This window comes from Lachnospira pectinoschiza, from assembly GCF_900103815.1.
Lineage (GTDB): Bacteria > Bacillota > Clostridia > Lachnospirales > Lachnospiraceae > Lachnospira > Lachnospira pectinoschiza_B.
This window is the reverse complement of sequence record NZ_FNHZ01000006.1, coordinates 108,946-135,276: the sequence shown is the minus strand read 5'-3', so window position 1 is coordinate 135,276 and position 26,331 is coordinate 108,946. Positions and strand designations below refer to the sequence as shown.

General features: G+C 35.7%; 26 protein-coding genes and 1 riboswitch. Of the genes, 2 read left to right on the top strand and 24 right to left on the bottom strand.

The genetic code is table 11. The features are described from left to right. Positions 1 to 8: 8 nt before the first annotated feature. A complete protein-coding gene (locus BLQ66_RS09605; RefSeq protein WP_074521968.1) occupies positions 9 to 731 on the top strand; it encodes a hypothetical protein in 723 nt (240 codons plus the stop codon). Between the two features lie 106 nt (positions 732 to 837). On the opposite strand, the gene metK is transcribed toward BLQ66_RS09605, so the two are convergent. From metK to BLQ66_RS09500, 21 genes are all read right to left on the bottom strand, one after another. Continuing rightward, positions 838 to 2,013: a methionine adenosyltransferase gene (gene metK / locus BLQ66_RS09600; RefSeq protein WP_074521967.1), complete on the bottom strand. Its 1,176-nt coding sequence runs from the start codon at positions 2,011 to 2,013 to the stop codon at positions 838 to 840. 122 nt (positions 2,014 to 2,135) lie between these two features. Beyond that, positions 2,136 to 2,245, bottom strand: a riboswitch (SAM riboswitch). Positions 2,246 to 2,427: 182 nt separating this feature from the next. Continuing rightward, positions 2,428 to 3,528: an HD-GYP domain-containing protein gene (locus BLQ66_RS09595; protein ID WP_074521966.1), complete on the bottom strand. Its 1,101-nt coding sequence runs from the start codon at positions 3,526 to 3,528 to the stop codon at positions 2,428 to 2,430. Positions 3,529 to 3,749: 221 nt separating this feature from the next. Next, on the bottom strand, positions 3,750 to 4,016 hold the full coding sequence (locus tag BLQ66_RS09590) for a hypothetical protein (RefSeq protein WP_074521965.1): 267 nt from the start codon (positions 4,014 to 4,016) through the stop codon (positions 3,750 to 3,752). A gap of 126 nt (positions 4,017 to 4,142) precedes the next feature. Next, on the bottom strand, positions 4,143 to 5,063 hold the full coding sequence (locus tag BLQ66_RS09585; protein ID WP_074521964.1) for a YitT family protein: 921 nt from the start codon (positions 5,061 to 5,063) through the stop codon (positions 4,143 to 4,145). 20 nt (positions 5,064 to 5,083) lie between these two features. Next, the gene (locus BLQ66_RS09580) at positions 5,084 to 6,466 is read right to left on the bottom strand and encodes a DEAD/DEAH box helicase (RefSeq protein ID WP_074521963.1); all 1,383 of its coding nucleotides are present in this window, start codon (positions 6,464 to 6,466) and stop codon (positions 5,084 to 5,086) included. Positions 6,467 to 6,628: 162 nt separating this feature from the next. Next, on the bottom strand, positions 6,629 to 7,087 hold the full coding sequence (locus tag BLQ66_RS09575) for a low molecular weight protein-tyrosine-phosphatase (protein WP_074521962.1): 459 nt from the start codon (positions 7,085 to 7,087) through the stop codon (positions 6,629 to 6,631). 131 nt (positions 7,088 to 7,218) lie between these two features. Then, a complete protein-coding gene (locus BLQ66_RS09570; protein WP_074521961.1) occupies positions 7,219 to 7,620 on the bottom strand; it encodes a hypothetical protein in 402 nt (133 codons plus the stop codon). A 72-nt stretch (positions 7,621 to 7,692) separates the two neighbouring features. Then, entirely contained in the window at positions 7,693 to 8,430 is a 738-nt protein-coding gene (locus tag BLQ66_RS09565; protein ID WP_143453000.1) for a hypothetical protein, read from the bottom strand. Positions 8,431 to 8,795: 365 nt separating this feature from the next. Then, the gene (locus BLQ66_RS11805; protein ID WP_083330339.1) at positions 8,796 to 9,491 is read right to left on the bottom strand and encodes a hypothetical protein; all 696 of its coding nucleotides are present in this window, start codon (positions 9,489 to 9,491) and stop codon (positions 8,796 to 8,798) included. 424 nt (positions 9,492 to 9,915) lie between these two features. Then, the gene (locus BLQ66_RS09555; RefSeq protein ID WP_180364715.1) at positions 9,916 to 10,317 is read right to left on the bottom strand and encodes a hypothetical protein; all 402 of its coding nucleotides are present in this window, start codon (positions 10,315 to 10,317) and stop codon (positions 9,916 to 9,918) included. A 162-nt stretch (positions 10,318 to 10,479) separates the two neighbouring features. Beyond that, the gene (locus BLQ66_RS09550; protein ID WP_074521958.1) at positions 10,480 to 10,857 is read right to left on the bottom strand and encodes a hypothetical protein; all 378 of its coding nucleotides are present in this window, start codon (positions 10,855 to 10,857) and stop codon (positions 10,480 to 10,482) included. After that, positions 10,857 to 11,513, bottom strand: coding sequence for a DUF4417 domain-containing protein (locus tag BLQ66_RS09545; RefSeq protein WP_074521957.1), 657 nt, complete (start codon positions 11,511 to 11,513; stop codon positions 10,857 to 10,859). The genes BLQ66_RS09550 and BLQ66_RS09545 overlap by 1 nt, the downstream gene beginning before the upstream one ends. Positions 11,514 to 11,725: 212 nt before the next feature. Next, positions 11,726 to 12,280, bottom strand: a complete 555-nt coding sequence (locus BLQ66_RS09540) for an ImmA/IrrE family metallo-endopeptidase (protein ID WP_074521956.1) — start codon at positions 12,278 to 12,280, stop codon at positions 11,726 to 11,728. Next, positions 12,277 to 12,606 carry a helix-turn-helix domain-containing protein gene (locus tag BLQ66_RS09535; protein ID WP_074521955.1) on the bottom strand — a complete coding sequence of 110 codons (330 nt, stop codon included), beginning with the start codon at positions 12,604 to 12,606 and terminating at the stop codon, positions 12,277 to 12,279. Before BLQ66_RS09535 ends, BLQ66_RS09540 begins: the two co-directional genes overlap by 4 nt. Positions 12,607 to 12,974: 368 nt before the next feature. Further along, on the bottom strand, positions 12,975 to 13,931 hold the full coding sequence (locus BLQ66_RS09530) for a Fic family protein (protein ID WP_330389846.1): 957 nt from the start codon (positions 13,929 to 13,931) through the stop codon (positions 12,975 to 12,977). Positions 13,932 to 14,336: 405 nt separating this feature from the next. Beyond that, the gene (locus BLQ66_RS09525) at positions 14,337 to 14,621 is read right to left on the bottom strand and encodes a substrate-binding domain-containing protein (protein ID WP_074521953.1); all 285 of its coding nucleotides are present in this window, start codon (positions 14,619 to 14,621) and stop codon (positions 14,337 to 14,339) included. 281 nt (positions 14,622 to 14,902) lie between these two features. Then, a complete protein-coding gene (locus tag BLQ66_RS09520; RefSeq protein ID WP_074521952.1) occupies positions 14,903 to 16,315 on the bottom strand; it encodes an ABC transporter ATP-binding protein in 1,413 nt (470 codons plus the stop codon). Further along, the gene (locus tag BLQ66_RS09515; protein WP_074521951.1) at positions 16,312 to 17,013 is read right to left on the bottom strand and encodes an energy-coupling factor transporter transmembrane component T; all 702 of its coding nucleotides are present in this window, start codon (positions 17,011 to 17,013) and stop codon (positions 16,312 to 16,314) included. The genes BLQ66_RS09520 and BLQ66_RS09515 overlap by 4 nt, the downstream gene beginning before the upstream one ends. Further along, positions 17,010 to 17,609 (bottom strand): MptD family putative ECF transporter S component, encoded by a 600-nt coding sequence (locus BLQ66_RS09510; RefSeq protein ID WP_074521950.1) that lies wholly within the window; start codon positions 17,607 to 17,609, stop codon positions 17,010 to 17,012. Before BLQ66_RS09510 ends, BLQ66_RS09515 begins: the two co-directional genes overlap by 4 nt. 133 nt (positions 17,610 to 17,742) lie before the next feature. Further along, a complete protein-coding gene (locus BLQ66_RS09505; protein ID WP_074521949.1) occupies positions 17,743 to 19,443 on the bottom strand; it encodes an ABC transporter ATP-binding protein in 1,701 nt (566 codons plus the stop codon). Continuing rightward, on the bottom strand, positions 19,433 to 21,202 hold the full coding sequence (locus tag BLQ66_RS09500) for an ABC transporter ATP-binding protein (protein ID WP_074521948.1): 1,770 nt from the start codon (positions 21,200 to 21,202) through the stop codon (positions 19,433 to 19,435). The genes BLQ66_RS09505 and BLQ66_RS09500 overlap by 11 nt, the downstream gene beginning before the upstream one ends. 123 nt (positions 21,203 to 21,325) lie before the next feature. On the opposite strand from BLQ66_RS09500, the gene BLQ66_RS09495 reads away from it, so the two are divergent. Beyond that, complete coding sequence (locus tag BLQ66_RS09495; RefSeq protein WP_180364714.1) at positions 21,326 to 22,291, top strand: AraC family transcriptional regulator; 966 nt, start codon at positions 21,326 to 21,328, stop codon at positions 22,289 to 22,291. A 50-nt stretch (positions 22,292 to 22,341) separates the two neighbouring features. Here the strand turns inward: BLQ66_RS09495 and BLQ66_RS09490 are convergent, their stop codons facing one another. The 3 genes from BLQ66_RS09490 to BLQ66_RS09480 all read right to left on the bottom strand — a co-directional run bounded on the left by BLQ66_RS09490 (position 22,342) and on the right by BLQ66_RS09480 (position 26,324). Further along, positions 22,342 to 23,214, bottom strand: coding sequence for a DUF5131 family protein (locus BLQ66_RS09490; RefSeq protein ID WP_074521946.1), 873 nt, complete (start codon positions 23,212 to 23,214; stop codon positions 22,342 to 22,344). A 335-nt stretch (positions 23,215 to 23,549) separates the two neighbouring features. Continuing rightward, entirely contained in the window at positions 23,550 to 24,707 is a 1,158-nt protein-coding gene (locus BLQ66_RS09485) for a YibE/F family protein (RefSeq protein WP_083330337.1), read from the bottom strand. Positions 24,708 to 24,710: 3 nt separating this feature from the next. Further along, the gene (locus BLQ66_RS09480) at positions 24,711 to 26,324 is read right to left on the bottom strand and encodes an alkaline phosphatase (protein ID WP_074521945.1); all 1,614 of its coding nucleotides are present in this window, start codon (positions 26,322 to 26,324) and stop codon (positions 24,711 to 24,713) included. Positions 26,325 to 26,331: the final 7 nt, after the last annotated feature.

Sequence of the window (26,331 nt, the reverse complement as noted above, 5' to 3'; positions counted from 1 at the left end):
AGGTGTTTATGAGATTAAGAAAATCTATCATTTGCCTTATATGTATTCTTATAATGAGTTTAATAAACACTCCTATAAGTATCTTTGCTGGCGATATTCAAACCATTAGCGCTACGACTTCTGATTATGAAAATATTACCATAAGCGGAACTACTGATAGCGACGTATATGCAGTTTTTATTAAACTTTTTTATTGCGAGAATTGTAGTACTTATATTGATACGAACGAATTTTACCTTATCTTTAATTCAACTCTTCTTGAGGCTACGTCTGTAGAGGTTTCTAATCAAAGTTATAGCTTAAACCTTACTATTGATATTGGAAATAATGATCTTGATGATTATTATCTTAGTACTACTGATTATGATGGTGGAAATCAATTGCTTAGTTTAATTGATTATGTTGAAGCTAGTTCATCAACTAGCGATGACACTGATACTAGTGATGACACTGATACTAGTGATGACACTACTGATAACACAACTAGCACTGATTCTGGAAATGTAGAAGGGGATGAGGATACTGCCACTACATCTACAAGTGAAACTACTGAAGAATACGAAAGCACAACTACTACAACTGCTGATAGTGAAACAAGTGCTGATACTCAAGATTCAAATTCAATTTGGATTTATTGTATTTTATTTTGCTCCTCAGTTGGATTGATGTCCTTTTTAGTAAAGCGGACATTCGGAATCCGCTTCGCTACTTCATCATTCATGCATACATGATACCTATAAAAAAGGATATGCCTTAGAGAATGAAATTAAGTCCATTCCCTATTGCATATCCTTTTAACTATGTCTTATTTATAAACTCGCTTTAGTAGTAGATTTCTTATAAATAGCTCTTAAGAGTTTCAACCTTATCAAGCTTCTCCCAAGGTAAATCAACATCTGTTCTACCGAAGTGACCATAAGCTGCTGTCTGCTTATAGATAGGTCTTCTAAGGTCTAACATCTTGATAATACCGTTTGGTCTTAAGTCGAAGTTTTCTCTTACGATTTCAACTAACTTATCTTCTGAGAGCTTACCTGTTCCAAATGTATCTACTCTAACTGATGTTGGAGTTGCAACACCAATAGCGTATGATAACTGGATTTCACATCTGTCTGCAAGACCTGCAGCAACGATGTTCTTAGCAACATATCTTGCTGCGTAAGCTGCTGAACGGTCAACCTTTGTACAATCCTTACCAGAGAAAGCACCACCACCGTGTCTTGCCGCTCCACCGTAAGTATCTACAATAATCTTACGTCCTGTAAGGCCTGAGTCACCATTTGGTCCGCCAATTACAAAACGTCCTGTTGGGTTGATGTAAATCTTAGTGTTCTCATCAATCATCTTAGGATCAACGATTGCATCAATTACATACTTCTTAATATCAGCATGAATCTGATCCTGAGTTACATCTGCAGCATGCTGGCTTGAAACTACAATAGCATCAAGTCTTACTGGCTTGTCATTCTCATCATATTCTACTGTAACCTGAGTCTTACCATCTGGTCTTAAGTAGCTAAGTGTTCCATCCTTACGAACCTTAGTTAACTGAAGAGAAAGCTTCTGAGCTAAGTTTGCTGAATATGGCATGAATTCAGGTGTTTCATTAGTTGCATAACCAAACATCATACCCTGGTCACCAGCACCTGTCTCTAAATCGTCCTTGCCATCTCTTGTTTCAATAGCATTATCAACACCCATAGCAATATCTGCTGACTGCTTATCAAGTGCAACCATAACTGCACATGTATTACCATCAAAGCCCTTATCAGATGAATCGTATCCGATATCTGTTACTGTCTTTCTAACGATTGAAGGAATATCAACATTAGCCTTAGTTGTTACTTCTCCCATAACCATAACAAAACCTGTGTTAGTTAGTGTCTCACAAGCTACTCTTGAATAAGGATCCTGCTCAAATAATGCATCTAAAACTGCATCTGAAACCTGATCACAGATTTTATCTGGATGACCTTCTGTTACTGATTCTGAAGTGAATAATCTTTTTTCCATTGTCTTGGATTCTCCTTTCGATCTTGAACAATTGTTATCATCTCGTGAATATTTTTTATATCTAAAAATAGCGAACTGCAAAAAAATAAGTCCCTTAAGGGACTCTAAATAAATTCAGACTCCTCTTATTGTTCGAAATTCTCTCGCTCAGGTTGGCACCTTCCTCTAATCTAAGTTAAAGGGGTTGCTGGGTTTCATCGGTCCTATGTACCTCCACCACTCTAAATAAGGGATATAATCAATATTCAATTAACGCACAAATCGATAGCTCTCTATCGTAATAGCATGATAATATATGTAATCTTATTCGTCAAGACTAAATTTATGTTAATATTTTTAAGTCCTAGTAACATTTTTAAAACCCCAGAGCAGCATACACTACTCTGGGTAAAAATGAAGAAGGAAGTTATAAAGCTAATTAATTAAGGCCACGATTTCTAGATTTGGCTCTCTAGATAAATCTATCAACCTTTTCCCCACTAAGACTGTCGGCCTTGAGAGGTCATTTTCATTAACCAAAATTACCTTTCCGGCACTGCCATCTGACAGTCTCACATCTGTATGTATATAGGAAGTAACTATGTTTCTTAAAAATGTAATAGCTACCGTTGGGTCATATTTGCTAAAGGAATCTTTATACATAATATCTACAACAGTGAAAGGACAGATAGCCTTTCTATAAACTCTATTAGCTGTCATAGCATCATATACATCTGCCACGGTTATAATCTTTGCCTCCATAGAAATCATGTCATCCTTTAGTCCAAAGGGATAGCCGCTGCCATCGCATCTTTCATGATGTAAGAGGCAGGCTTCCTTAATTCTTTGGTCGATATTCTGATTCTTTAAGGCCTCATAACCTAAATTGACGTGCCTTTTCATAATGGTATATTCATTATCCGTCAATCTACTAGGCTTAGTTAGTATCTCAATTGGAATATTTAATTTACCCACATCATGAACAATTCCTGCAAGGGCTAATAAACGAATCTTTTCTTCATTATAATTTAGCCACCTGCCAATAGTTGATGCTAAAAGGGCAACGCTTACACTGTGGACATAAGTAAGGTCATCGTACTGCCTGATACTATGAATCATATCCAATAGCTGCAAATTATTAGGAGTGGTCTTAAGGAGTTTTAACGGACCCTCTAATAATTTGGCTGTATCGATGGACTTGTTGAAATTGATTACATTTTCAAGCTCTTCCTTAACCTTAGAAACTGAATGTATAAATTCCGCCTCGAATTTCTGAAAAGCTTCAGACTCTCTTACCTTGTCGTAATATTTAACGGTTTCTCCTGATTCTTGTAAAAATGGTACGTCCTCGTTAGTGGACTCATTGTCAACGTAAACCTTAATCTCTAGTATATGATGATTTGAAATAGTTGAAATAAGGTCCCAATTTAGTACCGAACCCTTCTTTACTAGAAGATGTCCATCAGGGGTAACAACGTCTTTAGCAAGCGTCATTCCTACTTCTGCGTCAAATATAAATATTACGGCCTCTTCCATATTGCGTACTCCATTAATACTAATAAAACTATGGTATAATTATAAACTTTAAATTATCTTATGTCAACTTTTATACTTAATTATTGATAGTTTTAGAATATATCTTTGCATAAAAAAAGAACCTCTCAGCAGCTATTGTATAACGCTCTCCGCGTCCTACGTTCTCCTTAAGGTTCTTTTAAATACTTCTCCCGTTTAGTTCCTATCCTTAGGAACTAAGTTTATGTTAAGCCAATGCTGTCCATTTCAGCTGGCATAACCACCTCAACTGCTGGAACATTGTCCACTTCGTTGATTCCATTTGTTGCTCTATCTTGATTTATGTTTCTCTCATTTACGAAAAATACAATGGCAATAAGAGCAGCTATTCCTATAAAAAGAGCTATAACATCCTTTTTTACAGCCTCTAATCTTTCTTCAATTGTAGGTCTTTTCTCATCATCTTCGTAGTAATTATAATCTTCGCTAAGAATCTTAAATAATCCCATTTTTAAAACCTCCAATTCTTCCTTGTATTTTCTTTATCGGAACTAATATAAAAAAATTAACCCCCAAATAAAAATTTTTTAAAAATTTATTTGGAGGTCAATATAAATTGCTCTATTAAATTTAGTTTACGCGATCTTATCTTTCGCATGTAGTGGCTTATCTTTGATTAGTTTTGGAATATATCTAATCTCTGAAACTGTATAAACTGTTACAAAAGCCTTAGGATCAACTTCCTCAACATAACGCATAAGCTTTTGATATTCCTGCTTTGTAACAATACAAATAATTTCTTGTCTTGCTACCATATCATAGGCGCCGATTGCCTGATAGATTGTAGCGCCACTGTGTAATTCATGTAAAATGTAGTTTCTAATAAGTTCTTCTTTTTCTGTAATGATACAAACTCTCTTCTTAATGTTTTGTCCAAAGATGAAATGGTCTAGGACAATACCATTGATGTAAGTTCCAAAGAGTGATAAAATCACTGACTTTGCATCATAGAAAAATATAGTCGAGCAGGCAATTAAAATTCCTGCAAGGGCCATTCCCTGACCAAGCTCTAAATGGAAATATTTATTAAGTACCTTAGCAACAATATCCATTCCTCCTGAACTTGCATTATCATTAAATAATAAGGCGCATCCAAGGCTTACTAGACATACATAAAGTATAACGTCTAGAAATGCATCGTTTGTAAGCGATAGGTTGTTAGGATATACATTTTCAAAAACTCCTAAAAATACTGGGAGCAAAAGAGATGTATAAATTGTCTTAAAGCCAAATTCTGAACCAAAAAGGGCAAAACCTACTATTAATAAAAGGATGTTCATAATAAAGGTTAATTGCGAAACTGTAAGTGGCAATACATTTGCCAAAACAATAGCTAAGGCCGAAACACTTGAAATTGCTGTGTTAGATGGCTCCATAAAAAAATAAACTGCAAAGGCTATAATAAATGTGGCGAAAGCCATGTAAATTAAGTCTTTAACGCACTCTCCTACAGAATTGTAGTTTGGTAAAATCTTAAAACTTTTAAGCTTGTTCATGATGACTCCTCTAGCTTTATTTAATTATTTTTATTTCTGTTGTCTCTATTGTCTCTATGATTGCGACTATGCTTATTATCTCTATTATTGTCATTGTGACGATTAGCTCTGTGATTATCATTATTACGGTTATCTCTGTGCTTGTCGTTTCTTCTAGGTCTATTCTTGTTATCGCCGTAGCTTCTTCTAGCAAAGTTTCTTCTATAATTGTTACGCTTATTGTGGCGCTTAAACTTTGTTCTGTCTAATTCAAGGGACCATTCTGTGCTTGCCTCTGGAATTTCCTTGCCCATAAGCTTTTCAATTTCATAAAGCAAATGTAACTCATCCTCACAGCAAAGTGTGTAGGCAATTCCTGACTCGCCGGCACGTCCTGTTCTACCAATTCTATGAACGTAATTGTCGGACTCTTCAGGTAAATCATAGTTAAATACATAATTTAACTTAGGGATATCAAGTCCTCTTGCTGCAACATCTGTAGCCACAAGAATCTGAACCTGACCTGAACGGAATCTATCAAGGGCATCTTTTCTTTGACCCTGAGTCTTATCTCCGTGAATTGATACTGCAAGTAATCCTGCCTTAACTAAGGCCTTGTGAAGTCTGTCAGCACCCTTCTTAGTTCTAGTAAATACAATAGCGTTCTTTCTATCTTTACGTGGTAGCGAAAGATTTTCCGGGTTCTTGATTTCATTTTGCAAGAACTGAATAATGATTGTATCTTTAAGCTCGCCCTTTGTGTAGATTAAGCGCTGGTCAACTGTTTCAGCTGCATCGTTTTGTGCTGCAACCTGAATACGAACTGGATCTTTAAGCATCTGATTAGCTAAATCTTCCACAGCCTTGTCCATTGTGGCAGAAAACATAATCATCTGTCTCCACTCAGGCAAGAGGGAATTAATCTTTCTAACATCTGGCACAAAGCCCATATCAAGCATTCTATCTGCTTCATCTAGAACGAAATAATCTACGGATTTAAAATCTAGCACTCCTTCGTTATAAAGGTCAATTAAACGACCTGGTGTAGCAACAATAATGTCTGCTCCACGCTTTAACTGGGATAACTGATTTCCTTTTTTGGCACCACCATAAAGACATACAGTCTTTAAATCCATGTATCTTCCGTACTTTTTAAAATTCTCAAAAGTCTGAATTGCTAACTCTCTTGTTGGTGTGAGAATAAGTGCTCTAACTCTTGCTCTTTTTCTAAATTCGATAGAATTAAGGATTGGTAAGGCAAATGCAGCGGTTTTTCCTGTACCTGTCTGTGCTAATCCTATTACATCTCTACCTTCCATAATTACAGGGATAGACTGCTCCTGAATCGGAGTGGCCTCTTCATAACCTGCTTTTCTGATGGCATTTAAAATATCTTTCTTAATTCCAAATTCTTTAAATTTCAATACTTTCTCTCTTTCTAAAAAAAGACTGATCAGCTCTCTTTATGCTCGATCAGTCTAGGTCTATTTCACTTTCATTTGCACGTGTCTCTAAGAGCAACCCCTCAATTATACAGTGCTTTCACGAAAATTACAAAACATATATTTAATTAATCTCTAAAGAATTTATAAATTTTCCAAAAGTTTCCCACAGGCCAGATAAATATCATCCCATGTTTTTTGAAAGTTTCCTGTGTACCATGGGTCTGCAACGTCTCTTTTCTGACCTGCATACTCCATCATTAAATGAACCTTTCCCTTTGTATCTTCAGGAATTAGTTTCCTCATATTTCTTAAATTATTGGCATCCATAGCAATAAGCAAATCAAACTTGTCATAATCCTCATACTTAACTTGTCTAGCTCTTTTCCCTTTGCAAGAAATTCCATGACTTGCAAGTATTTCTCTTGCTGGTGGATAAACGGGATTTCCTACTCCACGCCAAATTTCTTCTGTTGAGGTAGCTGCTGATTCTATGTAAAATTCATCAACCCTTCCCTGCTTTTCTACCATATCTTTTAAAATAAATTCTGCCATTGGTGAACGGCAGATGTTGCCGTGGCAGATGAATAGTATTTTTGTCATAGTTTTGATTTACTCCTTTTTGCCCTGAAATGCCCAGTTTTGCAATGGTTTTCGGAAATCTTGTGATTTGCTCTGAAATGCGTGAAAGGGGCAAATCAGAGCGAACCAACGCATGTTACTACTAAGGATTTTTAATCATCCCAACCAATACCAAGTGGTGTTCCATCTGGTGAGAACGGCACTCCAATAGATTCCAATAATTCCATGGCATTTTCATATTCAGAATCCCAGTTATCATCAAAGTCAAGATTGTTCAGATGTCTTTGAATTCTCTCTGCTTCTCGTTTCTTTAAACTTACACCAGTATCTGCCTCGAATTCCGCTCTCATCTCATCTCTTCTATTTTTTGATTTATTTCTATATGTCTTATAAGACATATCATATTTTACAAACAACCATTGTGCTATTGTTTTCGCTTTATGATAATCTTCTCCTTCGCAATGAATTCTAACCTTCTTTGATGGTCCTGTGACTGCACTATCATATTTTGTAGCATTCATATATTTGTTTCCAGGTTTTGTAACTCTACTCATAACAATGTACTCCTTTCAAAAAAAGGCAGACAACATCATCTGCTGCCCGCCACTATAGAACATAAAGAACATCTATACATTTCCTTTTGCAGCATTAAATATAGTTTTTCTCATTTCATCTCGCCATTCATTGTTTGCAATACACATTCCCATGTAGCAATGCTCATTAAACATGCAAACCTCACAAATCATCTGGTCTACTGCTTGCATAAGCATATCATCATCATTTGGTAACTCATAAGCTTCAACCTTCGAAATATCATACGGTTTTCTGATTCCAAATGAAATCTGCTTACCATGCCTTGTTTTCAGATAACGATAAATCTCGCCTCCAAAGGATAAACAATCTCCCTCTTGATATTCTTCAAAGGGTTCAATATCCATCCAAACATGGTCTTCCTTACCCTCGTAGCAATCTCCATCCATTAGTCCACCAGATATATAAATACGCTTGAACATTACTTTTCCTTTTTTCTTATTATAACGCTCTATTTGACCTTTGAATTCACACCACGCATTACTGTAATAGCAATACTCAAAGCAATGCCTTCTGATGTTTCTGGAATTAAACACCGCCTGTAGATATTCCTCGTAAGACAAGTCTTCTCCACCGACCACATCTTTCATTGCGTCGTCTGTGGTATCAATAGCACCAAACTCTGACTGAACAAGATAACCACTGTGACTATACTCCTCTACAAATTTCTTCCATCTTTCTTCGTCAGATGGAATGTGAACAGGTTCAGGCTTTTTGCCTTCAACCTCTTCCCACATTGCATCAATGCCTTCTTCATAATGATTCATAATCATCTACCTCCTTTAAAAAGTGCTACCCTTGGTAGCCTGACATTTTAATGTTGGTAACCGAATCAGCATGCATTTTAATGATAAGCGAAAAAGCCTATTTTTTCAACAAAATAACTCCCCACCCATAAGCCCGAGCGACATATTTCATCTCCTGAATGTCCTGTTTCGAGTCTTCAATATCCTGTTTTATCCCCTGAATGTCCTGTTTTGCATCTTTCCATATCCATTTAGGATGATTTTATGCACTGGATAAATGAAAAAATCACCCTAATTTTTCAGATTTTACAACATCAATTATTTTGACAATTTGTGACCACACGCCCGATATAATCACAAGCTGTATCCCTTCAACAATACTTCCTATGAAATCATACCGGTATAAGATGATACTTCATTTTTCTTGCTTTAAACCAACACCAGCCATTTGTGACATTTTCTATTGTGGCATATTCATCATCTACAAGATAAATATAGTCTTCGTGAAAAAAGATAGTTCCGCCACCCCAATATGGGTCATACAACTCAGGATTTCTACTCGATATATCATACTCAATATCACCTTCAAACCACATCTCTAAATTACATCCCCATATGTCTGTCATTGCAACATATAAAACATCACCTGTTTGTTTTATTTCTGAAATCATTCCGTCGTGAAATCCACCAACTGCCCAAAATAAGTCATGCACATCTTTTTCATTTAATATATATGGATACGGATTATAATCATATTCAGCATCCATAGCTATGCATTTCTGCAGCAAATCATCTGGGACCTTTTGATCTAAAACCCAATTATATAGTTCTTCTGTTGGCAAAAAAAATACAGACATAATGTTATCATTAATCTTTTTCCAATTTGATTCATCATTATCTGTAAAAATAACCGTTGAAGCCAACTCTTTCTCTGCAAACATTGGTTGCAAAATTAAACTGTTCTTTTCTTCATTTAGCACCACACAATATCTATGCTTATAGTCCCATTTATTTTTAGGGTAGTCATAATAACCAAATACCATTGTTGTATAAAATTTTCCATTCCCTTGTCTAATAATCGCATACATTTATTTCACCCCCCCAAATTATATCTCATCAAATCACATTATATCAGAAAATCAGCATCATCGTATATTGCATCATAACAACCTCGCCTAGAACCTGTATGTATAATTATATTCTATTAACCATTTTCAATATTATTTCATTTTTGGCTAATAAGATACAATAATAGGCCAGTGCCTTCTGGGCTCTCCCAGGGTACTAGCCTATGTCATCTTCTATTTAGTTTCGGTTCATGTACCGGCCGAGATAGCCATCCTAAAAACTATTGTTATTACGATACACTACTTTTTCAAAAGGTTTAAACAAGGTGTAAAATAAAGTCAAAATAGTGCTAAAACCCTGTGTTTACAAGGATTTCTTTATCTGCCAAATAATTGATCACCTCGTCCATCGTCAATCCGTTATATCGAAATTCTCTTTCCTTTATCATTTTACTACAACCACTTCTCTTTTATACGCTGGTGAATACTCTTCGTCCCACGCTTCCAAAAAATCATCATTACCAGAGATTTTATCAATCAAATCATATCCTCTCTGAATTGTTATTTCCTCGGAAAACGGAATTGTATCCTTCTCAAAAGATATCTCACGGCCCCCTACTTCGAAAATAATTGCTCTCGTAAGCCAAACCTCATATGCCGGTTCACCGTTAATCGCCATAGTCTGTTGCTCATTAACAATCTTTACCGAAGTAATCTCTTCACCTACTGGCGTAGATATCATCTCAACATCCTTGAATGCTGACTTTATCATTGAATCCGCTGTAACTGATAATTTAGCTACTGCCATATCATCTGTTGCGCCGAAATAATCGACTGCCTCCTGCACATTGGTAAATGCATACACTTCATCGCCAATATACAATCCAACTATTTGTGTCACACTATTGGTATACTCAAAGGCATCGCACTTATACTTAACAAACGACTTTCCAATCCAGCTCTTTATTAAATTGGAATCAAATCTCATATCTATAGATTTCATCGCTAATTACCGTCCTTTCACAAAATGTATTTTTTGATACTTAATACCACCGTGATTGGTACTTTTTTTAATATTAATCTCTACTGCTGGCGTACCATCACTAGACGAGACCTCACGATACGAAAGGATTGAGCCATCTTTCATTTTCGTATAATGACCTTTTCCATTCGACATCGGTAGTTCTATGCCTCCATGTGCAGCCTTATCATAAAAATCCTGTGCTATTTTTACCGGATCAGCACTGGTTATGTTTCTAACATAGTCTCTTCCTTGCCCTTTTTTACCAAAATATCCATTATAATAATCGTAACTTGATGTAAGAGAAGAAAGGTTTTCTGTTATTGAATGGTGGTGTCCGGTATCACCTTTGTAGCCATGTCCCATCACTCGCCCTCCTCTTTCTTATGTGTCTGCTCAAAAAGAGAAGGATATCTATGAAAGTTTGCGTAATCATAGAATCTACCAAAAACATCTTCTGGCATATATCCGTGAACCAAAACATCCGTAGGTTCAAGAACCCGTAGCATTTCTTCCGTTCCTACACGCCAAAGTTCTCGATCACGCTTAGAGCGAATACATCCATGAGTGCTCACACATACAATCCTATGTTTTGGCACACCTAGAAAACAATAGTCAAAGCTGGATTCATCACTCCATCTAATATTAGGTATAACCGGTATTCCCTGTTTCTGCAAATAAAAGCCTATCGCTCTGTTAAAATATGTATTTGTCTGCTGAATGCAAGGAGCTTGTCCCACCAGCATCGTACAATCTGGAGTTATCACTCCATCAAACTGCTTCAATAAATCTACATATTTATCAGTTGCAATAAGTACTTTTGCAAAATACTTATCATGCATATAAAAATGCACATACTGTCGTTTATTCTCTGCCTTCTTAATCTTTTCAAAAGGCAACATAGCTTTTGGAACCTGCGTATTATCAACATCTAAAAGTGCAGGAATTCCTGGCTTTCCGACAAGTTCAGCACCTTCTGTTAAGTATGGATATGAACCGTCATCTAAAATAGTTTTCTTCATAAGAAAACTCCTTTCCGGGCACAATATGCCCTAAATCTTAAACAAAAGTTACTCTTGTGCTCCCGGAAAGAATATGCTAAACTATATAAACAAAGTTTTGGACGTGTTTAGCATGTCCTTCGAGAGAACGCTCTTTAAATTGCGCCAACAATTTAAGGGCGTTTTTCTTTATTCAATTGTCTGTCTCTGTCCATAGGCACAATCTCCTTTCTTTAGGCAATTTCTATTTCTAACTGATCCATGATTTTAATTTCATAATCAACGTAATCAGTTTTGCCATACTTAATCCATTTTCTATAATATTGCAGCGCATAACACGCTGCCATATAACCAATATCAAACGCTTCCATGACATTTTCCGTTGTTTGTCCTTTTTTCATATTGTGAATCAACGGAGGGGAAGCCAATGCATATTTAGCAAAAAACTTTGCCTCAGCCTCTTCAATCTCACCTTCTTGTGTATGTCCTAAAATATAGTGACCAATTTCATGCATGATAGTTTGATTAATTCGGCTGTAATCCTTATTCTCGTCATTATAATAGATTATCCACTCGCCCTCATTTGTTTCTACAGAATAACCATCTTCACTGTATCCAACAGCCTTTAGCCACATAGCTGAGTCTAACGCAGAATAAGGGATAATCGTCATTCCGATTTTTATAGCAACCTCAAAAGAACTAAGAGGAACGCCTTTTATATCATAATCAACAAACATGTCTGCAACTGCTTGCTTGATTTCTTCGTAAGTATCATCACTCAGTCTCATTCATTCCCCCCTTTATCCATAAGTAGCCTCACAAATTCCATTTTCTCCTCCATAGACATTTCCGAAGCGTTACGAGCTATAAGAGCCTTAGCAAATACAAGATCGCTCTCTTTATCCATCTCACGATCCCCACTCAACAAATCATCCGTAGTGGTTCCTAATGCTTTTGCGATTTTTACAAGGTTTGCTCCTCTTGGCACCCTATCTCCTTTTACATAGTGAGAAATTGCCGACTCTGTTATTCCAGTCATCTCAGATAATTCTTTTTGAGATATTCCCTTTTGGTTTAACATTTCCTTAATCCTATACGTCATACTTCTCGCCATTGCTTTTCCTCCTAAAATCAGCATACCTAATTACTACAATAATAAAATATCATTAAATTATCACTTTGTCAAGTGTTTATAGTGGATTTTACAGCTATTATAATGATTAATGCTATATTTAGTGTTTATCTCTTTACAAAATGATAATTAATAATAAATAACAAACCCGCCCAAGAACATCAATCACCAGAATAGTTATCTCTGTCATTGACATTCCCGGACGGGTTCGTTTTATAGTAGTCAAGGCCACTTAAGGATAAGTGTCCTAAATCAAATATTTAGTTTCGGTTCATGTACCGACCGAGATGGTCATCTTTAACATATTGTTATTACGGTACACGACTCATTTTAAAAGGTATAAAATATAATCAAACAAGTGCATCTTTTCTTACGTAATAAGTGCCCCTGCCACGTCCTCGACGTTCAAGCACATCCTCATTTACAAGTGCTGTTAACGAGTTTTCCACCGATGCACGCCCTAGCTTTGGGCACATTTCCATTATTTCGCTTTTTGTAAACTTGCCTATTTTCTTATAAACGGCAGCTCTTACCTGTTCAATTGCAGGTTCCTTTATATCAATAATTTCAATTCGCTCCTCAAAATCTTTATAAGCTGCAATTATGGTCTTTAGTATATACTTGATAAAAGGAGTCGGATCATCTTCTCCTTCATGCCAACCATTTTGGCTCATGTTAAGCGAGTCATAATACAAATCTTTTAAGTCAGCTATCTTTTTTTCCAAAGATACATATCTACCCACAACATAACCAGCTCTATAGAGTAGCAATGTTGTCAACAATCTACTCATTCGACCATTGCCATCATTAAAAGGATGCACACATAGAAAATCATGAATGAATATTGGTATTAAAAGTAATGTATCTACTTCTTCGGTAGCAGACACTCTATTAAACTCTTCACATATTCTATCAATAGCAATAGGTGTCTCTAAGGGACTAAGTGGTTCAAATATAATATGTTCAACGCCATTTTCATCCCTAGCAACAATGTGGTTATCACTGTTTTTAAAATGACCGCCTATACTTCTGTTGGTAAAACGATAAAGATTCTGGTGTAACTGAAGAATATAATTTGAAGAAATTGGAATATACTCATAACTTTCATGAATCATATCCAATACAAATCGATAGCCAGCAATCTCCTCTTCATCACGATTCCTTGGTGTAGTTTTTGACTGCATCAATTGATTCAATCTTGTATTTGAAGTAAAAATTCCTTCAATCGCATTTGAACTCTCAGTGCTTTGAACCTTAGCCACTTCAACTAACTTATCTAAAACAGCTGGTTTCTGAGTTAAATACAACTCTTGCTTTCCTCTATATTCATGTATACCTGAGACTAAACCTAATATTTCACTATCCCATTTGTAATCTTTATACTTACTGTAATTAAATTCTCGCATAGCGTTTCTCCTTTTCGCCTAAATTATATCATATATTAGGCGATAATCAACACTTTAGGCGATTATTCGCCTATTTTCTTACTTATTTTAGGCGATAAAAACATGTTTAGGCGTTAAGCCTTGGTACATTTATCATAAGCAAAATAAAAACTCATTATTTTATTATATTCTATGATGCGAACACCTTCAATGTGATAGCTTACCATTTTCGTAATCTACTCTTTATAATTGTTCCGACACTGTCGGCACAATCTACGATAAAAATTATGAGTTCAAACAAATAACACCCCACCAGTCCGTGTCAATCTACAGCACATCTTCTACATACATTAATTCTTCGAATGCATCTCTTGTGCCGGAACCATCCTCTCTACCAATGACTACGATTGGCTGATCCTCTACACCGAGTTCACTCCAATTTGTAATTTCTCCTCTGTATACTCTCGCAAGGTTTTCAGATGTAATATCAGATACGCTGCTATTTTTATCTGTGATAACGGCGATAACATCAATAGCTATAACATTTTCTACACATCCATCAGCGCTTTCTTCGTCTTTAAGTGCTCTAGATGCGTTACCGATATCATACAAATAACAGTTTCACCATGGTTAGAATACTTGTCACATGTAAAATCTGTTATCTATCCCAAGTAAATAGTAAGTAAAAAACACACAAATTCATAATTGTGCAAATACAACACAATCGATAAGGACATAACCAAAAAATCCGGTAACGCATGGATACATTTCCACACATCACCGGATAATTCTTTATTTCATGAACAATTTCCTTTGTGTAATTCTTCTATAAAAAGCATTTTCAGATATAAAAGTGCTTTGTTCGTAAAATTATAATTCAGGCATAGTAATAATTAATTATTTTCTAATTTAAATATTTCATCACAGCATTGACTGATTAATTCTTCATCATGCGTCACTACAATAATTATCTTCCCTTTATTAGCTAACTTCTTTAAAATGTTTGCACATAATCGCATATTTTTGTAATCCAGCCCACTGGTAGGTTCATCAAAAAGAAGGATCTCTTTATCCATCATTAGACTTACAGCAATTGCAAGTCGTTGTTTTTGACCTCCTGAAAGTGTATTTGGATGACAATCTTTGTATTGTAGAAGGTTCATTTCATCAAGTGTCTTTTCGGCCAATGCTAATGAATCCTCTTTGGCACCAATAAGGCATTCATTTAATAGAGAATCCGCAAATAATTGATAATTAACATCTTGCATTACAATAAAAGATTTCTGCATCCGTTCTTTACCAGATACTGTTTTCCCATATAAACTGATTGCCCCTTGACTTGGCTTAATTAAACCGCAAATAGCACGCAGAAGAGTGCTTTTACCCGCCCCATTGTTCCCTACAACACAATATATTTGATTCGGATAAAAGTCTTTATTAAGCGAATTCAAAACTTTATGTTTGTTAAGTTCTACCGATAAACCTTTCAGGCTCAAACAATCATTGATACATTTTGTTTCCTGCTGTTTATAATCGCATTTTTTATATTCATAACATGGCAATTCATACTTGTTGGTCCTTAGTCCCATTGCATTTAAAGTATTCAGATCCATGGTTCGAAATGTATCCCCATCTATTTCTTGTTTTATTTTCCCATTTTCCAAGTAAATCACGCGATCAATTAAAGATGTTAGATAATATAAACGATGTTCAGCAACGATTACCGTCCCGCCTTCTCTTTTTATTTTCTCTAGGCATTGTTTAATTTCACCAATGCCTTGGGTATCAAGGTTCGCGGATGGTTCATCCATCAAGTATATTTTTGGATTCGTTGCATATACACTAGCGAAGGCTATTTTTTGTTTTTCACCTCCAGATAATTTAAAGATATTTCTATTTCTTAATTGCTCTAAATGTAACTCGCTTGTCACCCGGTCTAGTTCAGCTTTAATTACATCTCGTTGTATACCCGCATTTTCCAGGCCAAAGACAATTTCACCATCAGTATCCGCATTAAAGAATTGCGTTCTTGGATTTTGAAATACACTACCAACCAAAGAGGATAGCTCATAGCTTTTATACTCACGAATATCTTTGCCATCTAAAAGTACATTTCCTTTTAAATTACCACCATAGAAACTGGGAATTAAACCATTTAAGATTCTGGTAATTGTTGTTTTCCCACAACCGGATTCACCAACAAGTAGGACAAATTCTCCCTGCTTAATTTGGAAATTAACATCTTCAAGTGCACCGTTCTCTTTTCCAGGATAGGCGAAACTTACATTTTTAAATTCTATATTCATACGCTTCCCCCTTTATTAATTGCCAGTATACATACAAATGCCAGCAAAAATACCAGCAACAAAACACCATCAGCCATTCCAAACTTAATATGAAGTCGACTTGTTCTTTTACCAGGATTTTCAATTCCTCTTGTGATAGCAGAGGAAGATAATTCATCAGCACTTTTACATGCAGTAACTAAAACTGGCAAATATAAAGCATCAATGACAGTCCCCGGATTCTTAAGGAAACATAAGGGTGAAAAACTAATTCCCCTAAAGGCCATAGCATCACGTATATGGCTCCAATCCTCTTTTAGCGTTGGTATATATCTAAAGATAATCGCTAACGGAATGACAACACTTCGTGGAATCCTCCATTTAGACATGGCAGCCATAAATTCTCCCATTTGCGTGGTTCCGATAACAACACCGGCCATCATACAGCATGGATAGCATTTAAATACCAGCCCCAGCCATACCATCAAACTTATATAGGCAGTTCCACTGAAAAGTGATAAAAAGTACAAACTGATAAACCAAAGAACCGCAAATACAATTACAGTTCTAACAGTCTTTTGCCATCGTCCTAGTAATATGCCTAAGATGGCAATCAATAAAATCCACAAACAAGTATAAATACCCGTTGGTATGAGCATACTAAATAAAAGGGTAATTGCTATTAAAATCATCTTTGTTCGCGGGTCAATTCGTATCATTCCACAATACCTGCTTTCACAAATTGCTTACGCATTAATCGCAGACCTAATAAACCACTTAAGCTAGCAACAATGATTGTACCAACAATCATAATGAGCATCATTTTACCTGTCGCAACAGAACTCATTACATCAATATAAGATTGTTCCGTTCCTTTTTGTAACATGAAGGAAATCCATGATTCACGATTAAAGTAGAATACAAAATAAGTGCCCATAGCGCCAATACAGTAAACAATATAGGCAACTAAATTTAATTTCTGATTTTTGAAGTTTTCAAAGCCTGCAATAACTGCAGCAATAATACTGCATATTAAGATTCCAAAATTTAACCCCCAATGCATGCCGGTAAGAGTACCTAAAATGCATTCAACAACACCAACAATTGCCAATGCACCACGCTTAGGAACTTTAGCTATAAATAACATGAAGATTGGTCCTGCCAGAACTGCCGCTCCAATAGGAAAATAGAATGTTAATGAAGGTATAGCAGCAAATGGACCTCCTCCAATCATAACAGCCATAAGAAATAATACAGAGAATATTCCTGTGATTATGAAATCTCTCGCATTTAATTTATCACCTTTTTTATTCATTTTAGTTTACCTCTCTTTATCTCATATAGCAGCTTCTGTTAGCCGCAACTAACTTTTTATCATGTTTATACGAATTAAACAATCCATTTCTATCATGTTCGTCTAATTTTTACTTTTGTTCGTCCATCTTGAATTATTTCGTAAGTTTTGATGCATTCCACATGGCCGTATACTTTCCATTTTTTACTAATAATTCTTCATGGCTACCATATTCAATAACTGTTCCATGATCAATTACCAAAATCTGATCAGCTGATTGAACAATAGGCAATGTGTGTGCAATCATAACGACTGTTTTACCTAACTCCAACAAATGCTGTACAGCCTTTTTAACGAGCAATTCATTTTCAATATCAAGTGACGCTGTGGCTTCATCTAAAAGAACAATATTACTGTTTCTTAGGATGGCTCGAGCAATAGAAAGTCTTTGTCTTTCACCTCCGGATAATTTATTGCCATTTTCTCCAACCACTGTATTTATTCCTTCAGGTAGGTACTCAATAAAATTGCAATTGGCTTTTTGGCATGCATTGATAATCTCCTCATCAGTGGCTGTTGGAGCTGCAAAACGTAAATTGTTCCTAATCGTGTCATTAAATAAAAATACATCCTGATCAACGAGACTTATATTTGATAATACGGTTTCTACATCAGCTTTAGAGATATCCTCATGGTCAATCAGTATTGTGCCAGAATCTGCTTCGTAATATTTAGACAGCAAATTAAAAATAGTCGTCTTTCCAGAACCCGATTCTCCAACGATTGCTGTAATTTTATTCTCAGGTATTTCAAAGCTTAGATTCGTAAGTACTCTTTCCCCCTTTACATAGGAAAAGTTTACATTTTCAAAACTAATTTTAAAGGTCTCAGGTGCATAACTTCCGGATCCTTTTTCTTCCTCTTTCTCATCAAATAATTTTGCTATTTTCGATTTTGATATAAGAAGATTTCGATATGCTACGATACTTACGTATAAAGACGCTTCCACTTTGCAGGAAAATAAGGATAGCATTATAATTACGATTAATTCTGCTGCGCTTAATTCTTGCAGCACCATAGCATTAACGGCAATATAAATTGAAGCCGCAGCACCCACATATACACAAAACATGAAAGCAAATCCAACAGGAATCAAGGCACGTTCATATTGATAGCTTACATTCGAAAACTCCTTCATAGTATTTCGCAAAGCAATATTTTTCTTCCCGGCCATACCATAAGATCTTAGTGTCTGGCTTCCTAAAAGGTATTCACTAATGGCGCTGACAGTTTCTTCTCTGGCAAGATTTTTGGTTGTTCCATATTTATTGACCAGATGAAATGACAGCTTTAAAGCAGGAATTAAAAGCAGTAATGATGCAAACATGATGAAACCGATATACATATTTTTTAATGAAACATAAAGAGCTAAAACGACAATGAGTACACAGAATTTAATTATGTCCGCAAGTTTATGTGTTAAAATCTGTTCATAATCAGCAACTTCATTCGTAGCTGCATTCATGTAATAGCCCATTCTTTTTTTTGTAAAATTGCCAAGTGGAATTCTTCGCAATTTATCACCGATACCTACGCGTAAATTTTCAGAAACTCCCGCTCCACCAATTTGACTTTCCGTATAGGAAACCGAATAAAGAATTAGGCGTAATACAAATATAATGCCGAGACATCCTGTTGCTCTCAAAATATCTCCAAAGAAAATTGTTTTCCCAAAAATAAGCTCTAAAACCTTAAATAGAACCATGAAATTGCAACCGGATATAATACCTTCTAAAACGACACCTGTAATTGATAGTTGTAATCTTTTCGTAGGTTTAAATAATTTATTGCTCATAAAAATCACCTCTTTTAGCGCTATATTTCATTGTTCTTGCAGCATTGTAATCCTGCCAACTCTTAGCAAAATAAGCATTTTTAGAAAGGAGTTCCTCAAGCGGCAATACGTCACTAACGGTGTGCTTTTCCACCACTGCAACACGATTACATAGTGTCGTGATACCAAGTCTATGAGCCACTATGATGACCGTCTTACCTTCACAGAGATTGACTATGGCCTTATCAATTTCAACCTGATTTTCAGGATCAGCAGCGCTCGTTGCTTCATCCAATATGAGGATAGGTGCATTCTTTAAGATTGCTCGCGCAATACAGATTCTTTGCTTCTGACCGCCTGAAAATCTACCACCAAAATTACCTACCGAAGTATCATATTTGTCAGGAAGACTCATAATGAAGTCATCAATTTGAGCTAATTTTGCTGCATTTCTGACTTCTTCAAGAGTGGCATTTTTGCCCATTGCTATATTTTCATACAAACTGCCTCTTGTTAAAAAAGCATTTTGAAATATAACAGAAATATTTTGCAATAGTTCCTCATATCTTATATCTTTCACATTAATACCACCTATTTTTATGGCTCCCTCACTCACATCGTAGAAACGGGCAATAAGTTGTATCAGCGTTGTTTTTCCTCCTCCGGAAGCTCCCACAACGGCAATCTGCTCATTCTCCTTAATTGTAAAGTTCACATCTTCCAAAACATTTACCTTGCCATCGTAAGAAAAACGCACATTTTCAATCGAGATGTCATGATTTTCAGGAAATTCTTTAGTTCCTTCAAAAGTGGGAAGTTCTAATATGTCCCTAACCTGATTAACACCATTTAAAGCAAAGGATAAGTTATTGGAAAGTTCCTGAAGTGGACGTATTTCTGTAAGATATTGTGTGCCGATAAAGGCAAATAAAAGAAGAATTCCGGCACTAACATGTCCGTGCACATATAACCAACCACCAGCCGGAACCAAGAATAATATTCCACATTCTAACAAAATAACATATGCGGCATAAAGTGGTGCTGTAGCTTTAGAAATAAGACTCCACATTGAAAATTGATCTTCAATTGCATTCGCATATTTTCGAAAAGAACTGACACTCATGTTATATGCTTTAATCAGTTTCATTCCATTGATATACTCAGAAACAGAACTAGAAAGAGTACCAGACGATGCGCTGATACGATCCATAAATGCAAAAAATTTCTTAAACATAAACATCATGACAATAAAGACAAAGAATAGGGGAAGTATGCTTAAAAGAGCCAATATACGATTGATTGTAAACAACCATATAAACATCACAACCGGCCCGCTTAAATACAATACCAATTCCGGTAGATTATGAGCCAAAAATAACTCTAGCTTTTCGATGCTTTCATTCATGACGCATTTAATTTCCCCCAAGCTGCGCTCATTCAGAATGCCCATTGGCAATTTAGCCAAATGATCACAAACCATGCATCGAACAAGGTAAAGCGAATTATAAGCTCCCTTGTGGGAAAGCAAAGCAGCCACCCCATTACAAACTACACGTATTGCCACAAATACAACAAGAATAATCGCTAACCGAACTGCATAATGAACATCAAGCGTGCCTGCAACGGCGGCATCTATTACTTTATAAAACACATAGTATGGCGCAATACCACACAGACTTGATAAAAGTGCCAAAACGACGGAAGCATAGATTAAAAACCTATTTCTACCCGCCCATTTCATCAATAAAGAAAATCCATTTTGATTCCTTTTATTTCTCATAAAACATCAATCCTCCAATTACTTTGGTACCGCCTTGTATTGTAATCAAATAAAAAGAATGTTACAATTACCTACGATATCAAATGTCGGATTTCATAAATAATCCGTCGGATTGGAATGAATATGAGGAATAAAAATAACGGATATTACAAAGAATTATTTCAAAATGCAGGTTTTCGCCCATGCAAAGCACCCAAGAATTTTCCAAGTGGAGGTGATTGCTTTGAGGTTTTACCTGAAATAGGAAGTGGATACTACTGGTATTACGAAGTCCCTGAACAATACAACATCAAAATACATGATTTCTCATTTAAAGAAGATACTGTTTTAAAAATGGATGTACCTGAGTGTCTTAGCATTACTTGGTACGAATCAATATCTGGTGAAGAACTAAACCCTTATCGTAATCTTAAATGTAAAGTTATAAAGAGTTTTCTGGGTGGCAATGAACCTTTCCATGCTCTTATACATCGGAATATACCGATACGTTCTATAGGAATTGAGTATCAGCCAGACTTCTTCCATCAGATTCTTAAAGATAGTTTTGGCTCTGCCTATGAGAATCCTGAAACTGCCTTTAAGTGTATAGATGAAACAGCTGACTTCCCTGAAATGAAGAAACTCCTTTGGGACATATGGAAATACAAAGGCTCTGCATCAGCTACTGTACTGTTCTATGATGCTAAAGCTAGAGAAGCGCTTTCTCTCATCTTTGAGCATCACAGAAAACTTAATATAAAAGCAAAAACTGTTCTTTCATCTACAGATGTAGAATTATTAAACAGTCTTGGCCTTTACATTAATGATCATTATGCGGATAAAATATCCATTGAGTCATTAGCAAGAATTGCCTGTATGGGAACAACTAAATTAAAAAGTGCCTTTAAAGCATATTATGGAATGACGATTGCGGAATATCTACAAAAGGTAAGAATCGACCATGCTGAACATCTACTAGCCTACACTAATCTTCCGGTTTCTCAAGTGGCGAAAGCAGTGGGTTATGTGTCGTCTGGTCATTTCGCGAAGCTTTTCAGTGAAGCAAAAGGATTATCACCATTAAATTATCGAAAAGCCTTCCAGAAATAAAAAATTATTATGGCAGATGAATAGTATTTTTACCTCAAATATCAATATATCTATTCACATTTTCCACACTGGGTGCAACCATTACAAGCCAATCGCATTCCACAATTTTCACATTCTTTACCATAATACGCTTTATAGAGCATATCATCAAAAAGTGGCATTCCCCATTCATTAGTTAACCTAAAATCAATAGCTTTTCCCGGAAAACTAAGACCTGAAAGGGCAGCTTGTTCACTTCTTATTTTGCCACTTTTAACACGATAAATCTTATTATCTTTAACAAAGCAGCTTCCTATACTACAAAATATAAATCCAACATTATACTCCTTGCATTCATCATGTAGTTGCTTTACCCATTCATAATGACAGGGACGGGCGCCATTGTAATTTTCTCCATCACAAAGCACCTGCTCTATTTGGTTTTCTGGCAAGTATTTTTTAATACTAACCGGTCCTATAAACGGAGCACACATAATTCCTTTATGCTTAAAGGGCAAATCAAGAAGTATGGGAATTCGCTCATCTGCCCTTTTCTGGTTTTCGCAACTAACATTAAACATTACATTTTCCCAACCATCACCCCAATCATAAGGAAGACAGTTGCTAACTCGTTCTGGCCTCTTAGTTAGAAGCCAAAATATAACATCTGGTCTTTGTCTAATTATTGCCCAAGCTTCATCTCTCCACATATCAGCTTCTTCTAAAAAGAAATCACTATTCATACAAACACGAATCTTTTCCCCACTTTTAACTTTATATCTACCATTGCGATCTTTACTTAATGGATATTTAAATCCAGCCTTTGTCCTATAAATATCTGCTCCATTCTTTCCATGAAGAGAATCATTGTAAAACATATAACAATTTTGACAGCCCTCACTACATTTTCTACAGCCATGCCATGGGTTCCAAATATCATGCAATAAAAGAACACCTCTCTTTCCTAAAGCATTGAATCAGAATCACCTCAATTCTAATCTCCTTTATTATTTTGTAATCTAATTACTAAAATAATCCATACTTAAATGATATAGTAAACTAGCCAAAATAAACAAGTACGCAGTTTTTTAAAACATAGTATCATCGATGATACTTTTGTACACTTTCTGACTTTGCAAAAATATTGTAAAGCGGACATTCGGAATCCGCTTCGCTACTTCCTCATGAACGCAGTGGCACTGCGTTCAAATAAAAAACAGTATGCGTTACTATTACACATACTGTTTTTTATCATTTTCTTTATATTAAAATAACTAGTTTATCTATCCCTTTTTACTAATAAAATTCCAGCAACTACAGCTGTAAAAGGAGCTACAGTTACTAAAGCAAATGAACCAACTAAAGTTTGTAAAATCTCACTTGCCACATATTTATAATTAAGGATATTAACAATCGGAGTTCCCTGCGCCATAAAAACCATTAACTGACTTGTACAACTGCCGGCATAGGCTAAAAGGAGGGTTGTAGTCATTGTGCCTGTTGCTGCTTGACCAATGCGAATGCCACTTGCCATTGCTTCCCATCTAGTTATATCTGGTTTTTTTCTTATAACCTCAGCTATTCCACTAGTAATATCCACGGATAAATCCATCATTGCCCCTGATGCACCTATAAATATTCCCGCCATGAAAATATTTGTTAAATTCAAATTTTGATAACCGGAATAAAGTAAGGACTCACTATCTGTCATAATCGCACCATGAATTTTTAAAACATGTGTAAAAAATATCGATAAAAGACAGGCTACTATCACACCTAACATACTTCCCATTATGGCTGCCAAACTCTTTTTATCAACTCCATAGACAAAGCTAATAATAACTATTGTTAAAAATGTTACTAAAAAGAGTCCAACAAGAATCGGATTGATTCCCTTTAGACATGCAGGAATTAAAATTTTCCAAATGCTAAGTACAGAAATTATAAAGGAGAACAAAGCCCTTATACCTACTGGTCCCGAAAAGAGAATTAATAATAATGCAAATATAACTAATAACACTATTTCCCAACCTATACGGAAGTGATCAATCATAGTGATAGAGCTTACATTTTCACCATCATTACTAACTACAACCATAGCTAAATCACCGACTTTAAATTCCTTATCCTGAGCTAGGCTACCTGTAAGAAGATTAATGGCTTCCCTAGTCTGCCCTTTAAATTTGCCTGCCTTTAAATAGACCTTACATATCTGCTCACCAGTTCTTATAAGACCAGCATCTTTAATTGCTGAATTATCCACTTCTACAACTTCAGCCTTTACCTTATCTGTTCCTTGATATATAACAGCGTCCTCAAATCCTGTTGGAATTATTATAAGAATGAGGCAAATAATAAAAGCTACTAAAAGGGATTTCCAGCCCGAAGACTGTAATCCCCAAAGTTTTTTTAACACATTTAAAACCTTAAGATACATTTACTACTCCACTTTTAACAAGTCTGCCATCTTGTTGTAAATTTCAGTGTTATCGTAGTATCCTTCAAATTCACCCTGTCCAACACCAAGAGCGAATACTCCAACAGGAAGTCCTGTATGGCTATAACTTGAATATGATATACCTGACTTATTATTAAGAATATGTGTAATTGTTACTGTTAATGGTTCATAACTACCATAAAGTATATATTCTTCCTGACTAAGCTTTTCTTCTTCATTTGCTGACATAGTCTTATCATATGCATCTTTTAATTTTTCTAATTCATAATCTGTTAAAACTAGATTACCTGATGTAACTCCCGTTGGATGACTATCTGCACTATCAGTAGTTACACCAGTCTCAGCGTTCTGACTTGCAACTGACTGTGGAACAAGTCCGAATAAATCTGTAACGTCCTTCATGACATCATCAAAGCTTGTGTTATTTTCCTTATACTTTGATACATAGTTATCATCAAAAGCTGAGAAACTAATCTTTTGATTTGAAAGATTCTGTAAAAATGTATCGTAGTTAGTACCTGCATAACCAATTGTTAAACCACCTGTTTCATGGTCGCCAGTAACAAGAATCAAAGTCTCATCTGGATGTTCATTATAAAAGTCAACCGCTTCATCAATTGCATCTGATAGTGCCTTTGTATCAGACATAGTTGATGCTGCATCGTTGGCATGACATGCCCAGTCGATTTTGCCGCCTTCTACCATCATAAAGAAGCCTTTATCATTTCCTTCATAAAGGCAATCAATACCCTTGGCAACATAATCCTTTAGAGCCCAATGATCCTCAGGTCTATCAATTTCATATTCCATGGCATCGCTATCTGCTAAATGCTCATCAATAATAATTGTCTTACCTGTGTCCGCTGTTACATTTTGAGCTTCTGCTTGAGTATTAACTACTGTGTAGCCTTTCTTTTCTGCTAAATCATAAAGATTTTCCTGGTCTTTATTAGCTCCAGTAGGCTTTAATAAACCGCCACCTGCAAAATAATCAAAATCACTATCAATCATCTCAAGTCCGATGTCATAATAATTTGATCTCTTTGGCTGATGACAATAGAATGCTGCTGGTGTAGCATGATTTAAATTAACTGATGAGATAACACCAACTTTATATCCTAGCTGATCCTTTAATTTCTCTGTTATTGTTTCATAGCTTACTTTTCCAGCCTCATCCATATTAATTGTTCCACTATATGTCTTATGTCCTGTTGAAATAGATGTTGCAGTTGATGCTGAATCAGGACAGAAGGAGCTACTATCATAAGTCTGTGCGCTACCAGCTACTGGGAAATCAAGGAAAGAAAGTTCATCAGATTCCTTTTCTAAAACTGTACCTTCCTTCTTATCTCCCATGCTAGTACCGTTTTTTACTGCCGATAAATAATAATTAGTTGTTTCTATCTGTGGATATGACATTCCATCTCCAATAAATAAGAACACATATTTAGGTGTTTTTGTTGTTACCATTTCTTCTGCGCTAACTTCTTTTTCCACCTTAGTAACTATGTTTTTACCAAAGGCAACCGCGCAGCTTCCAATTGCAATACATGCTGCTAATGTAACTGCTAAAGCTTTTATCGTCTGCTTCTTCATATTAAGC

Coding starts and splice junctions, on each gene's coding strand:
- BLQ66_RS09605 (WP_074521968.1), top strand. CDS start 9: ATGAGATTAAGAAAATCTATCATTTGCCTTATATGTATTCTTATAATG.
- metK (WP_074521967.1), bottom strand. CDS start 2,013: ATGGAAAAAAGATTATTCACTTCAGAATCAGTAACAGAAGGTCATCCA.
- BLQ66_RS09595 (WP_074521966.1), bottom strand. CDS start 3,528: ATGGAAGAGGCCGTAATATTTATATTTGACGCAGAAGTAGGAATGACG.
- BLQ66_RS09590 (WP_074521965.1), bottom strand. CDS start 4,016: ATGGGATTATTTAAGATTCTTAGCGAAGATTATAATTACTACGAAGAT.
- BLQ66_RS09585 (WP_074521964.1), bottom strand. CDS start 5,063: ATGAACAAGCTTAAAAGTTTTAAGATTTTACCAAACTACAATTCTGTA.
- BLQ66_RS09575 (WP_074521962.1), bottom strand. CDS start 7,087: ATGACAAAAATACTATTCATCTGCCACGGCAACATCTGCCGTTCACCA.
- BLQ66_RS09570 (WP_074521961.1), bottom strand. CDS start 7,620: ATGAGTAGAGTTACAAAACCTGGAAACAAATATATGAATGCTACAAAA.
- BLQ66_RS09565 (WP_143453000.1), bottom strand. CDS start 8,430: ATGATTATGAATCATTATGAAGAAGGCATTGATGCAATGTGGGAAGAG.
- BLQ66_RS11805 (WP_083330339.1), bottom strand. CDS start 9,491: ATGTATGCGATTATTAGACAAGGGAATGGAAAATTTTATACAACAATG.
- BLQ66_RS09550 (WP_074521958.1), bottom strand. CDS start 10,857: ATGGGACATGGCTACAAAGGTGATACCGGACACCACCATTCAATAACA.
- BLQ66_RS09545 (WP_074521957.1), bottom strand. CDS start 11,513: ATGAAGAAAACTATTTTAGATGACGGTTCATATCCATACTTAACAGAA.
- BLQ66_RS09540 (WP_074521956.1), bottom strand. CDS start 12,280: ATGAGACTGAGTGATGATACTTACGAAGAAATCAAGCAAGCAGTTGCA.
- BLQ66_RS09535 (WP_074521955.1), bottom strand. CDS start 12,606: ATGGCGAGAAGTATGACGTATAGGATTAAGGAAATGTTAAACCAAAAG.
- BLQ66_RS09520 (WP_074521952.1), bottom strand. CDS start 16,315: ATGAATATAGAATTTAAAAATGTAAGTTTCGCCTATCCTGGAAAAGAG.
- BLQ66_RS09515 (WP_074521951.1), bottom strand. CDS start 17,013: ATGATACGAATTGACCCGCGAACAAAGATGATTTTAATAGCAATTACC.
- BLQ66_RS09510 (WP_074521950.1), bottom strand. CDS start 17,609: ATGAATAAAAAAGGTGATAAATTAAATGCGAGAGATTTCATAATCACA.
- BLQ66_RS09505 (WP_074521949.1), bottom strand. CDS start 19,443: ATGAGCAATAAATTATTTAAACCTACGAAAAGATTACAACTATCAATT.
- BLQ66_RS09500 (WP_074521948.1), bottom strand. CDS start 21,202: ATGAGAAATAAAAGGAATCAAAATGGATTTTCTTTATTGATGAAATGG.
- BLQ66_RS09495 (WP_180364714.1), top strand. CDS start 21,326: ATGAGGAATAAAAATAACGGATATTACAAAGAATTATTTCAAAATGCA.
- BLQ66_RS09485 (WP_083330337.1), bottom strand. CDS start 24,707: ATGTATCTTAAGGTTTTAAATGTGTTAAAAAAACTTTGGGGATTACAG.
- BLQ66_RS09480 (WP_074521945.1), bottom strand. CDS start 26,324: ATGAAGAAGCAGACGATAAAAGCTTTAGCAGTTACATTAGCAGCATGT.